Here is a 12,450-nt window from a genome sequence, read left to right on the forward strand (position 1 = left end):
CTTCTCTACCGTTTTCTAGGGATGACGCTGCGGGCGGGGTTCGGGCAGAAAACGATACGAAGGGCTAAGGCCCCCGCTCGTCCAATGCCCCCGACGTTCCTTATGGTGCCTGCCGCCACACGGTTGACCGTTTGACGCCGAAGCTGTGGAACATTGCCGGTTTGCCACACATTGGCTAAACAGCGAGTCCCATTATACGGGTGTGCATGACGATGATGAGGGCCGCAATGGTGATTGTTGCGTTTTCACTGGTCCGCGTCCGGATCGGCGTCCGCGTCGGCTGGGCCGAGCAGCAGGCGTTCGCTGAGATTCACGAGGCACATGAGTATGCCGGTGATGACGATGATGACCAGCGTGGCCGAGAAGATCAGCGGCGTGCGGAACGAATTGTAGGCTGCCTGCAGCCAGATGCCGAGACCCTTGCGCGCACCCAGATACTCGGCAGTGGTGGCGGTGGCGAAGATGTATGCGGCGGATACGCGGATGCCGCCGTAAATCTGCCGTGCGGCGACGCGAAGCTTCACATGCCACAGCGTCCATGCGCGGGTCGCGCCGCATGTCAACGCCACATCGGAATAGAACTGCGGCACCGCCTCAAGCCCGCGAACCGTCTGCACGGCGATCGGAAACAAGCCGAACACGGCCACGATCACGATTTTGCCGGAAATCTCGAAACCGAACCAGATCAGAAACAGTGGCGCGATTGAAATCAACGGCATCGTCTGCGCGGCCGACAGCAGCGGGAACAACGCGGCATCGGCAATACGGGAGCAGTACAGCAGAATGCCGATCAGAATGCCGCATGTCACGGCGAACAGGAAGCCGACGGTGCCTTCCAACAGCGTGACTTCGGTCGCGGGCCACAGGGTCGGCCATGTTTCGACGGTCGCCTGCGCGATTTCGCTGGGGGCGGCGATCATCGTGGATGGCACGTGCCCCAATCGCACCCATGCCTCCCATACGACAAGCAGTGTGATGACGGCGATCAGCGTTGGAATACGACGCTTCGCCATACCGAGTAGTTTGTGTTGAACGTGCGCTTCCGCCATCGTTCACCTTGCTTTCTGCGTCAAAGTGGACGCGCACGTGACCGACTGCGGGAAATCAGTAAGGTGAGGAGCCTGCCCGCCAATCGGCCAGAAAAGATTGTTACCGGCTCGCCAGTATAGACGGTGGGGCGGAACGTAGGCAAACCCGCACAGCAAGTACGGCAGTAACGAGAGATAACGTGCGTTGGATACCATTCCAGATATCACTTTAGATATAGAGAGACAGATATAGAAAGGCCTCCGCACCCTTCCGATGCGGAGGCCTTCCCATATACCCCTTGCTACTGTCTTATGGTTGTTTGCCTGTCAACCATGACAGACGTCTATCATTCCAGTCCGATGGACTTCATGTGGTGAAGCACCAGGGACTTGACCTTGAGCGTGCCGGATTCGGCCACGAGCTTGATGGCGCGCGGACCTTCGGACGCGTAGCTGTACGAGCTGAGCACCTGACGGCCGTCGTTGACGTACACCTCCACGCAGCCACGGTCCACGTACACGCGCAGCTTGAGTTCGCCGGCGGCAAGTTCGGCTTCGGACAGCGGTGCCGTACGGTAGCCGCGATCGCCCTGAGCGTTGGCCTGCCGGTCGACCACCACGCGGCCGATCTGATCGTCATACGCAACGGACGTGTAGGCGCCATCCTCGGTGGCGTGGACACGCAGGCCGGCACGCTCGGCGGTGGAGTTGGCCAGGTCGATGGTCATTTCGATTTCCACGGCTTCGGCATCGTCCACAATGGTCTTCTCGCCGCTGACGTCCAGATCGATCGCACCGAAATCGACGGTATCCTCGCGCAGGCCTTCCATTTCGGCCACCGGCGCGGTGTGCAGGTCGCCGTCGGCGCCCAGCGTGATCTCACGCGGCAGGGTGAGGTTGCCGCACCAGCCGTCGTCCTGCATCGGAATCGGCTCGACGAACGGGCTCATCCAACCGTAGACGATCTGACGCTTGCCGTCGTTGAACGACTGCGGCGCGTAGTAATTGTGGCCGCAATCCCACAGACGGAACTCGGTTTCCGGCTTGAACTGCTCACCCGGAGTCCAAGTGCCGATCATGTAGCCGGCGTTGTTGACGTTGCGGTTCATGAAGCCGGACGGCTGAGCGCCCATGGCGGAGAAGCCGATAACCCACTTCTCGTTGCCTTCGACGTCCTTGATCGGGAAGAAGTCCGGGCACTCAAGCATAAACACGTCCGGATCCGGATGCTCGAACAGCACCTGCTCATAGGTCCACTTGACCATGTCATCGGAGGAGAACAGCCACATCTGGCCGCGCTTCTCGGCAGAGGAGACACCGAAGGTCATGTACCACTTGTCGCCGGTCTTCCAGACCTTCGGGTCGCGGTAGTGGTGGTTCACCTTGTCGGTCGGGCAATCAATGACCATACCGCGCTTAGTGGCGCTGGTCAGCTCATCGTTGTCTGGTTCGGCGAGCATCTGTACCTGCCAGTCGCCGCCGGTGTTGTCCTTGCCGTTGGCCCAACGGTGGCCGGTGTAGTAGAACTTGAGCTTGCCATCGTCGCCGATCACTGCGGAGCCAGAGAAGACGCCGTCCTTTTCTTCTTCCAGAGACGGGGCGAACATAATCGGCTCACGCTTCCAATTGACCATGTCGGTGGAGGAGACGTGACCCCAATGCATCGGACCCCACTGGGTGCCATACGGGTGCAGCTGGTAGAAGACGTGCCAACGGCCCTTGTAGAAGCACAGGCCGTTCGGATCGTTGATCCAACCGCCATTGGATGCGATGTGGAACTTCGGATACCAGCGGTTGTTACGCTTGGCTGCGAAGGCCGCGACACCGGCCTCTGCCTTGGTGAGTTCCTCGCCGTGGTTCTTGATTTCGTGAAGGACAGGTGCGTCCGGAGTAAAGCCAGTCATCGTTGAATGCCTTTCTGAATCTGGGTTATGAATTGTTGGGTAAAAAGCTTTTTGAAGATGGTGCCCAAAGCGGAAAAAGGGAAACGCTTCGGACACCACGATTGTTGTTATGACGCGTACGGTACCGATGATGATCGCGGGAGAAGGGATGTAGGTTGCGACCACCATCGACGCCGTACGCCGACTTAGTACGGGCTGAGACTCAGGCCTTCACTTCCGCACCAGCGGCCTTCATGGCCTTGAGCTGCTTGTCAGTGTAGAACGGATCGCCGCCGACTTCCTGATCATCCTTCTTGATGACGAAGAAGCCGTAGACCAGAGCCGCAAACACGATGGCAGAGATGGTGAAGAAGGTCGGACGGTCGCCCATGGCATCATGCAGAGCACCCATCGGGGTGGAGAAAATCACCTGGCCGATCTGGGAAGCGATCTGGAAACCAACCATGTACAGGGTGGCAGACAGCTTCGTGTCGAAGTGCAGGGTGAAGTAACGGAACGCCGGCAGGCAGAACAGCGGTACCTCGATGGAGTGGAACAGCTTGACGATGGAGACGGAGACCGGGTCATGGAACACGCCGCACAGACCGATACGGGCGAACATCACGGTGGCGCCGAGCAGCAGGGAGTTACGCACGCCGATCTTCTTCATGATGATCGGGACGACGCCCATCATAGCGGACTCAAGGAACACCTGGAAGGAGTTCAGGGTACCGTAGGTGGCGTTGCCGATTTCAGTGGTCGGGAAGAGGGAAGCGTAGTAGTTCGGGAACATCTGCTGATCGAACACGGTGTAGAAAGTGTTGGTGAACAGCATGAAGACGATGAGCACCCACAGGGTCGGCATCTTCAGAACAGCGAGCATCTCCTTGAAGGACGGGTTGGTCGGAGCCGCGTTCGGATCGGCTTCCTTCTTGAGCTCTTCCCTCTGCTCGGCCGGAACCCAGAAAACATAGACGCACAGCATGCCGAGGCCGCAGATGGAACCAACCCAGAAGTTCAGCAGCGGGTTGATGTTGAACAGGAAGCCTGCGCACAGTGCCACGACAGCGTAGCCGAAGGAGCCCCAAGCGCGGGACTGGCCGTATTCGAAGCCGAACTTACGGGAGTAACGTTCGGTGACGGCTTCGAACAGGGAGCAGCCGGCCATGAAACCTGCGGACAGCACGATGGAGCCGAGAAGCACGCCGATGAATCGGGTGGTGCCGCCGGCGGTCAGCATCGGCTGGTACACGAACTGGACGAACGGGCCAACGCATGCAGCGACCGCAGAGATGAAGATCACGAGCTTACGCTTGATGCCCAGCTGGTCCTGAATGGTGCCGTAAACGAACATGATGACCAGGGTGGCCAAGGAGTTGATGGAGTAGATCTGGCCCTGTTCCGCGGAGCTCATGCCCAGACCGTGGGTCGGGTCAGTGAGCCAGCGGGAGAAGAAGGACCACCAGATGCCCCAGGAGCAGAAGAACATGAAAATGCCGAAGGAGCTCTGCAGATAGGAAGGATTCTTCCATACAGAACGTGTTTTACTTGCCATTTTGATTCTCTTTTTCTCTTCACGGTGCCGCTGCCGCGCGGCAGCGATCGCTTCCGATGTTGTTTTGGCTTGCGTCTGCTCGGATTTCAGCTGCCGTGCCGAAAAGCGAACATGGCTTCAAGATAGCATGTTGCAACTGCTACGTCAAACGTTTGACGTCAATCGTTTGACGTCAAACGTTTGTAAGGATTTGCGGATAGTTGAAATTAAGCCTGAATCAACTGCTGGCGGACTGTTGGCACGATTGCTTTATTCGGCGTGTCGTGAACAAACGCACAATTTTCATGTATAGAAAATGGCTGTGCGAACAATCGTAAGCATTTGAATCGTTGTAAAAACAGAAAAATCAGGATATGACGGAATCTTTTTCCAACAATGCGCAGTGGATCTTCGCCGGAATCGGCGCATCAAGCGGCGGCAGGGAAGCTCTGGCGGATGGACATGAACTGGTATCCACATCCTTGCCTTCAATCATGGAAATCAGCTTGCAGGCTGACCAATAGCCCATTTCGTAATGTGGCAGTTCGACGGTGGTCAGCTGCGGTTCAAGTGTCTCTGCGAACACGCGGTGGTTGTCCACGCCGACCACGGAAATATCCTTGCCTACCGTAAGCCCTCTTCTTGCCGCGCATTCGTACACATACCAGGCGCGCGCATCATTGAAGCAGAAGAAGCCGTCCGGATGCTCGTCGTCGAACAACTTGTTCACGGCGCGTAAAGCTGGACCGTTGTGCACTACGTTGCATACCAGCGATGGGTTGAACGCACGTCCGGCCTCCTGCAACGCGGTGCGGTAGCCGGCAAGACGACCGTCCTGCGCGATCATGTTTTCCGCGCAACCCACGTATGCGATGCGTTTGCATCCGGCCTGGATCAGCCGATTCGTGGCGTCGTAGCCGATCATGAACTCGTCCGGCTCGATGCTGGGCACTTTGTTCTCGTGGTCGGTGGCGTCCACCATCACCACGGGGTATTCGTTCAACGATTCGGGAACATGTGCGATGCGGTTCGACATCTTCGAATAGAAGAATCCGTCCACGCCGTACCTTTTCAGTGTGGCGATCTCGTTTTCCTCGCTCGCCTTGCCGTCGGTGCTGACGGTGAACAGCATGTAGCCGTAGGCGCTGGCCGCGTCCTGCGCGCCCAGAATGATGCCGCCCGCGTACGGTGTGGTGGCGACTTCCTCGCTGATGAAGCCGAGGATTCGGGTTTTGTTGGTACGCAGGCTTCGCGCCAACGGATTGATTTTGTACCCGAGCTCGGTCGCTTTGTTGCGTACGAGTTTGGCGAGCGCGGGATTTACCCTGCCTTCGTCGCGTCCGTTGAGCACCAGGGATACAGTGGAGATGGATACCCCCGTTTGTTCGGCGATTTCCTTCATTGTCGTCATAATCGCAACACTATACCCAAATGAACACGAAAAGCGCGCCTTTTTCGAGAAAAAGCGTGCTTTTTTACATGGAATGGTTTCGTTTCACCACTGTAAAGGGGGTTATTTCGACAGAATCTCGTTTACCAGTTCCTGCTTGGCGTGGATCTGTCCTTCGAAACCGGGGCGGATGTCGAGACGGATCACCACGTCGGTGCGGTAGCCCTGTCCGGCGAGCTTCATGGTGGCGTCGCGGATCACCTTGAGCACATCGTCGATGTCGCCTTCGATGTTGGTGAACATGGCGTTCGTCTCGTTCGGCAGGCCGGATTCACGGATTACGTCCACGGCCTGCGCCACGTACGTGGACTTCTCCGGGCTGGCTCCGGCGGGGGAGATGGCTACTGCGGCAAGCGTGTTGATATACGGTTTGCCGGTTTCCGGATTGACGGGCACTTCCTGCTTTTCTGCGTTGCGATCGAGCGTCATGATTACCTTTCTCAGCGTTGTCTCGTGTGTTTTCGTGCGATTACTTGTTGTACTGTTCCAACGGCTGCCGTGGTTCGCGTGGTTTGCGTGGCTTGGTTCAACGCCACTTCCACGCGTGGTCCATCGGACCGGAACCATGTCCAAGATCGAGCTGCGCTTCCAAAGCGCCGGTCAGGTACAGCTTGGCATGGTCGACGGCCGTCGGCAGCGCCTCGCCAAGAGCCAAATGGCTGGCGATGGCGGAAGACAGCGTGCAGCCGGTGCCGTGCGTGTTCGGGTTGTTGATGCGACGGGAACGGAACCAGGTGATCTTGCCATCCGGCTCGACAAGCACGTCACTCGCGTCATGCGTGCCGTGGCCGCCCTTGACGAGCACCGCGCAGCCGAAATGGCCGGCGAGCAGATGACCTGCGGTCACCATGTCGTTCTCGGTGGAGATGGATTCGCCGTTCTCATAGTCGATTGCGCCCGCACCTTGCTCTACGGCCAAGTCGCACAGTACCTGGGTCTCCGGCATGTTCGGCGTGATCACGGTGGCCAGCGGGAACAGTTTGGACGTCAGCGCCGCGATGGCATCATCCTCGATGAGCTTCGCGCCGGACGTGGCCACCATCACCGGGTCGAGCACCACGTTCTTCGCGTTGTGCGCGGTCAGACGGTCGGCGATCACGGTGATGAGCTCGGCGCTGGACACCATGCCGATCTTCACCGCCACCGGCGGAATGTCTTCGAACACCGCGTCGATCTGCGCCGCAAGCATTTCCGGGGGAGTGTTGGTGACCATCGTCACGCCGGTGGTGTTCTGCGCGGTCAGCGCCGCGATCGCGGTCATGCCGAACACGCCGTTGGCGAGCATGGTCTTCAAATCCGCCTGAATGCCGGCACCGCCGGACGAATCCGATCCTGCGATGCTCAATACCGGTGGCAATGTGCTAGTCATGGTAACTCTCCTTATTAGGCTCACTGATTCATTGATTATCTTCACTGAGCTCACTGATACAGTGTAGAACCACCCTTGCGGAACTTCTCGCTCATCTCAGCGGGCTTGTCGATTTCCTGTACGACGGACTACTTCACACGCGGCGCATAGCCGTGCTTCGCGTCGCCGCGCACCGCCTTCCAGCGCGTCACCATTTCGCGGGTGGCCGCTTCCGGATCGTCGGCACCGGCGATCGCGGACACCACGAACCAGCCGGCCGCCTTCGAACGGGCCAGCATCTCCATATCGTCGGCATGTACGCCGCCGCCGACCACTACCGGGAACTCGCTCGCCGCGCAAATCGCGTTGATCTGCTCCTCGTCAAGCGTGTGCCCGGAACCGTCGTTGCCGCCCACGGAAGCCTCCGGCTTGGTGGTGGACACATGTAGCGGGCCGGCGCCGATGTAGTCGATGCAGCCGCTCGGCAGCTCGTTGATAAGCTTCACCAGACTTTCGGTCTCGGCGGACAGGCCCACGATGGCATCCTCGCCGAGCAGCGCGCGAGCCTCCTGCGGTTCCATATCGGTCTGGCCGATATGCACGCCATCCACCTTGATGCCCTTGTCGCGCGCCTGCCACACCACATCCACGCGGTCGTCGATCACAAACGCCACGGAATCGGACTTGCCGCTGTTCTTGATGACCTGCGCGATATCGCGGGCCATTTCGGTGATATCCTTCGCATCCGCGTTCTTGGCGCGCAATTGGATGAACGTCGCGCCCCCACGCAACGCGTCATCCACCACATCCGTCACCGGCCGGCCCTTGCAATCCTGCGGACCGACCACGAAATACGCGCTCATATCAAAGCAGTCGCGCATCGAGGCGAATGGATAATTATTCATTGGTTTCCCCTTTGTTGTTCTTTGGGTAAGTGCTCCAGAAGAAGTCTTGTTATTTTCCGTTTATTTTCCGTCGCACCGCACTGAACGTATATATTCCGTATATACGATTGCGATGGTGCGAAACCATCCACGGAACGTTGCGGTCAGTTGGTTTCGATGATGTCGGACGCGGCCACCTGGTCGGCGGTGACGTTCCGCAGCGCGTCGAGCAGCGCCACCTGGAACGAACCGGGGCCATCGGATTTGACTTCGGCGATTTCGGACGCACGATCATACAGCAGCGACGCGGCAAGGGCGGCGACCAGCGGCTCGGCCACGGCAAGATACGTTGCGGTCACGCCGCCGAGCGAACAGCCGGCGCCGGTGATCTTCGTCATCATCGCGCTGCCTCCGGGCAGGCGGAACGTGCGCTCGCCGTCGGTCACCAGATCAACCGCGCCGGACACCGCAACCGCGCCCTTGCCGACGGGGGAGTGCTTCGCCAAATGGCGGGCCACACGTTTGGCCGCGTCGATGGCCGCGTCGACCTCGTCAACGGCCTCCACTCCAGCCGGACGCGTGGTCGGATCAGTGCTGTCGGCGTCGGCCAGCCCCCACATCGCATCAAGCGCGATGACCTCGCTCGCATTGCCGCGCACAATGGTCGGAGGCGCGTCACGGAACGATTCAAGAATGAACGTGCGTGTTTCGCCAATGCCCGCAGCAACCGGGTCTAGCACCCACGTCTTGCCGTTTTCGTGCAGTTTGCGCGCGATTTCCGGCAGCGCGTCCTTGAAGAACGGCAGCAACGTGCCCATGTTGATGTAGTTCGATCCGGCGATTTCGGCGGTGGCGATCACATCATCCGGCAGATAGCTCATGGCCGCGGTGCCGCCCGCCGCAAGCTGCGCGTTGGCCACCAGATTGATGGTTACGAAATTGGTGAACGACTGCGCCAGCGGCGTCTGCTCGCGTACGTCCATGACGGCTTGTTTGATGGCGGCACGCAATGCGCCGAGTGCGTCATTGGCGGATGAGTCATCGCTCATGATCTGCTCCCTACGTTGGTCCTAACCAACAGGTTCAAAGGGTCAGGCGTTCATGCCTATCTCAGCTTGATGGACTTGGCCATCAAGCACCCCCGCATGTTTACAACAGTGCTTAATCTATCTGCGTCCCTTGACAGGCGCGATTCCGTAGGTGATTTTGGGCTTCCGTAGGTGGTTGCTGCCGGATAAGCATCGGCGAGATGCCTGGAATTAGGCGTTTGCTCGTGTCCGGATTCGAAGCTGACCGCCTACGGAACGCAAAAATCACCTACGGAACGCAGTCAGTCGCTTTACGTGACATTTTGCCTGCCGTAATAAAATGAAGTCCAAGAAACGGCTTCATTCCAACGATTCCAAGCAGTCGCCCACGCCGTGTCAAACGGAAACGTTAGGAAAAAAAGCGCATTAAAACCACTCCTGAGGTAGTCTAGAGGTGGTATCTCGAGTGGTACCACCAATCACGAGAAGACACGAAAAAGGAAAATCGAAATGCGCAGGTTCGGCAAGATCGTCGTCAAGCCAAACAAGTCGAATCCAAAATACATCGAGGCATCCTACCCCACACCGGTGGACGCCTTCGGACAATGGCCCGGACTGGCGGCGAGGCAGACCACCACCTTCCCGCTCACACCGGAAGGCCGCGACGATGCGGCCGCATGGCTCTCCGCAGCGCGAAAAAGAATCGATGCCGGAGTCTGGCAGCCCGAGAGGATCATCCGAAGGCGTGAGCGGGAGAAAGGCATGACCTTCGCCGAATTCGTGGACAAGTGGAACCGCGTCCGCTTGGAATCGGGAGTGCTGCACGAAGGCACGACGCGGCTGTCGGAGTATTACGGACGCATCCTCTGCAGACGCTTCGGCCACATGGTGCTCGACCGCATCGGCCCGAAAGACATTGAAGCATACGACCAAGAGCTTGCCGCCGAGACCACGGACCACGAGCGGCGCGTCAGGCTCCTCTACCTTCGGCAGATACTCGCCGCCGCCGCCAAACCGGACGCCGACGGCCATTCCGTCATCAAGCGCTCGCCTTTCGATGTCAGGATCCCACCAGTCCGTCGCCGAAGTGAGACCGAACCGGCCACCGCGGAAGAGCTCCGAGTCATCCACGATTCCATGCCACGCCATCTGCGCCTCGCCATCACGCTCGCCATCGCCGCCGGAGGACTGCGCATCGGAGAGGTCTGCGGACTGCAAAGGCAGGACATCGATCTCGATCGCCGCACCATCACCATCCGCCGGACCAGACTCGCCGAGAAACGCTCGATCGCCGGCGACCCGAAGACGCCGGCCAGCCGACGCACGGAGCCACTGCCGGAATCCGTCATCCCGGAAATCAAAGCACACCTCGACAGATGGGTCCAGGACAAACCGGACGCATGGATCTTCCGTGGACGAATCAGCATCATCCACGACCGAAATTCGCCGATCGCACTATCGAGCATGCGCAGCGACTTCATAGCCGCCCGCCACAAGGCCGGACGCGACGACCTCAGATTCCACGATTTGCGCGTCACCGCGCTCACCATGCTCGCACAACAGGGCGCCACCGTCCGCGAACTCATGGCCGCCGCCGGACACACCACACCCAACATGGCCATCCACTACCAGCGCACCACCGAAAAAAGACAGCGGGCGCTCGCCGACAAGGTGGCCGCCACGCTCGATCCGTCCAAGGCGTCGAAGGCGTCCGAGCGTGACCAGGAGATCGCCAGGCTGCGCGCGCGGCTCGCCGAACTAGAGGCGATGGGGGAGTAGATACGGTAAAGCCCGGCTTTCATCGGGCCGGGCTTCGTGATTACTGCTTGGTGAGAGTGCCGCATGAGCTGATCTTTAACTGCTGACCATTACTCACCGTCACTTCCGGATAACCGCCACCAGGGAAGTCGTTCTGGATGATGTTGTCGCCGTTATCGGTGGAGATCTCCCAATAGCAGTCGCTTCCCACCTGGCTTGTGGCGCGGTATGTGCCGGCGTCGATGTCCTTGCCGACCTGCCACACGCCGTCGGAGATGGAATTCTTTTTCGCCTGGTCCACCTGACCGGTCAGGGACTGCAGCTCGGCCTTCTTCGCGTCCACTTTCTTCTGCAGCTCGTCATGCTGCGAATTGAGGTCCTTGATGCCGGCCTTCACGTTGTCTGCTTCGGCGATTGCATCCTTGGCGTCGTTGTAGTCGTCGGCGACCCCGTTGTACTCATCCACGAGGCTGTTGTATTTCTTGATGAGCTTCGCGTAATCCTTGTTGTCCGCCGCCATGCTCTGTGCCACTTCCTTCGTGGCCGCCGACTTGGTGCCTGCAGTGTAGGCGATTGGAGCCGTGGCCAGTACGGCGGCGCAGAACAAGGCGACGCATACGCATGCCGCGGACTTGAAGCTTACGTCGCTTTTCGTCAGAGCTTTGATTTTCGTTTCCAGCTTGTGTGGCTGGTGGATTTTCAGACCATTCTTCGATGACATGGCGTCCCTTTCTCTTCTCTGATGCCCGTTCCAAGCTTAGATAAGACAACACCCCTGCCGCAAAGTAGCTGCAGGGGTGTGTCGTTCAGTCGGACTTCTTTCCGCTCGTGCCATCCATTGGCTCCGAGAGATAATCCGGCACGGCGGCTTGTTGCTGCACGCGCCTGAGCATCTCACGGCTGAGCTCGAGCATCGTGAATTCCTCGATTGGGTGGACACCGGCGTTGTGGACTTCGTCCGGCGTGAGCGTCCCCTGTTCGACAAGCGCTTCGATTGGATTGCGCCCATACGCTCGAGCGATCGTCACGGCATCCTCCGCGGTGAATTCACCCTTGGTCCATTTGCGGTGGAATGTGGTCATTGGGATACCGGCCTTCATCGCGATCTCTCGATTGCTTGCGCCTTCGGCGATCTCCTGCACCCATTCCTCAAATGAATTTTTCATGTTCACCTCCTTTCCAGATTTTCCGTTTATGGAAAATACTGTACCACATCGAGTTGCATATTTTTTCCATCAGTGGTAATTTGTATTCCAGAAACGGAAAACGTTTGAAAGGACGGATGACATGGCAGACGAAAACAAACTGCAAGCTTTGAGAATCTCTCCTGGATTCCTCGACAACCTCCAGAAGGAACGCAACCTCAGCCACGAAGCGTTTCTCGCGGCCTGCGGACTCAATCAGCAAAGGTTCGACGAACTGTGCGAAGGCGCCTGCCCCTCGTATCTGGAATTTTCCAGAATCGTCGACGGATTCGGACTCGCCACCGGAGTCCCCATGGTCCCCGTGGCGCTCGCCGACGCGGCGTGAGGGAGGT

Annotated in this window: 11 protein-coding genes, 1 pseudogene and 1 riboswitch; of the genes and pseudogenes, 2 read left to right on the forward strand and 10 right to left on the reverse strand. The window is 58.8% G+C overall.

Features of this window, described 5'->3' with window-relative positions; translation table 11 throughout:
- Nucleotides 1-245 precede the first annotated feature (245 nt).
- From Q5H33_RS04805 to Q5H33_RS04840, 8 genes and pseudogenes are all read right to left on the reverse strand, one after another.
- Nucleotides 246-1,049 (reverse strand): ABC transporter permease, encoded by an 804-nt coding sequence (locus tag Q5H33_RS04805; RefSeq protein ID WP_021913263.1) that lies wholly within the window; start codon nucleotides 1,047-1,049, stop codon nucleotides 246-248.
- Between the two features lie 326 nt (nucleotides 1,050-1,375).
- Nucleotides 1,376-2,932, reverse strand: coding sequence for a glycoside hydrolase family 32 protein (locus Q5H33_RS04810; protein WP_302423314.1), 1,557 nt, complete (start codon nucleotides 2,930-2,932; stop codon nucleotides 1,376-1,378).
- Between the two features lie 202 nt (nucleotides 2,933-3,134).
- Entirely contained in the window at nucleotides 3,135-4,466 is a 1,332-nt protein-coding gene (locus Q5H33_RS04815) for an MFS transporter (RefSeq protein WP_302423315.1), read from the reverse strand.
- A 346-nt stretch (nucleotides 4,467-4,812) separates the two neighbouring features.
- A complete protein-coding gene (locus tag Q5H33_RS04820; RefSeq protein WP_033499933.1) occupies nucleotides 4,813-5,856 on the reverse strand; it encodes a LacI family DNA-binding transcriptional regulator in 1,044 nt (347 codons plus the stop codon).
- A gap of 102 nt (nucleotides 5,857-5,958) precedes the next feature.
- Complete coding sequence (locus Q5H33_RS04825) at nucleotides 5,959-6,324, reverse strand: thiamine-binding protein (RefSeq protein ID WP_003810902.1); 366 nt, start codon at nucleotides 6,322-6,324, stop codon at nucleotides 5,959-5,961.
- A gap of 97 nt (nucleotides 6,325-6,421) precedes the next feature.
- Complete coding sequence (thiD, locus tag Q5H33_RS04830) at nucleotides 6,422-7,264, reverse strand: bifunctional hydroxymethylpyrimidine kinase/phosphomethylpyrimidine kinase (RefSeq protein WP_003810900.1); 843 nt, start codon at nucleotides 7,262-7,264, stop codon at nucleotides 6,422-6,424.
- Nucleotides 7,265-7,398: 134 nt separating this feature from the next.
- Nucleotides 7,399-8,148 (reverse strand): annotated as a pseudogene (locus tag Q5H33_RS04835) (thiamine phosphate synthase); the annotation flags it as partial.
- 143 nt (nucleotides 8,149-8,291) lie between these two features.
- Nucleotides 8,292-9,176 carry a hydroxyethylthiazole kinase gene (locus Q5H33_RS04840; RefSeq protein WP_302423316.1) on the reverse strand — a complete coding sequence of 295 codons (885 nt, stop codon included), beginning with the start codon at nucleotides 9,174-9,176 and terminating at the stop codon, nucleotides 8,292-8,294.
- Nucleotides 9,167-9,280, reverse strand: a riboswitch (TPP riboswitch). It overlaps the preceding gene by 10 nt.
- A gap of 385 nt (nucleotides 9,281-9,665) precedes the next feature.
- Between Q5H33_RS04840 and Q5H33_RS04845 the strand changes: the two genes are divergently transcribed.
- The gene (locus tag Q5H33_RS04845; protein WP_038444753.1) at nucleotides 9,666-10,934 is read left to right on the forward strand and encodes a site-specific integrase; all 1,269 of its coding nucleotides are present in this window, start codon (nucleotides 9,666-9,668) and stop codon (nucleotides 10,932-10,934) included.
- 40 nt (nucleotides 10,935-10,974) lie between these two features.
- On the opposite strand, the gene Q5H33_RS04850 is transcribed toward Q5H33_RS04845, so the two are convergent.
- Together Q5H33_RS04850 and Q5H33_RS04855 are read right to left on the reverse strand one after the other, a co-directional pair.
- Entirely contained in the window at nucleotides 10,975-11,634 is a 660-nt protein-coding gene (locus Q5H33_RS04850; protein ID WP_021913271.1) for a hypothetical protein, read from the reverse strand.
- An 85-nt stretch (nucleotides 11,635-11,719) separates the two neighbouring features.
- A complete protein-coding gene (locus Q5H33_RS04855) occupies nucleotides 11,720-12,079 on the reverse strand; it encodes a hypothetical protein (protein ID WP_021913272.1) in 360 nt (119 codons plus the stop codon).
- Nucleotides 12,080-12,200: 121 nt separating this feature from the next.
- Between Q5H33_RS04855 and Q5H33_RS04860 the strand changes: the two genes are divergently transcribed.
- Nucleotides 12,201-12,443 carry a hypothetical protein gene (locus tag Q5H33_RS04860; RefSeq protein WP_021913273.1) on the forward strand — a complete coding sequence of 81 codons (243 nt, stop codon included), beginning with the start codon at nucleotides 12,201-12,203 and terminating at the stop codon, nucleotides 12,441-12,443.
- Nucleotides 12,444-12,450: the final 7 nt, after the last annotated feature.

The organism is uncultured Bifidobacterium sp. (genome assembly GCF_959020145.1).
GTDB lineage: Bacteria > Actinomycetota > Actinomycetes > Actinomycetales > Bifidobacteriaceae > Bifidobacterium.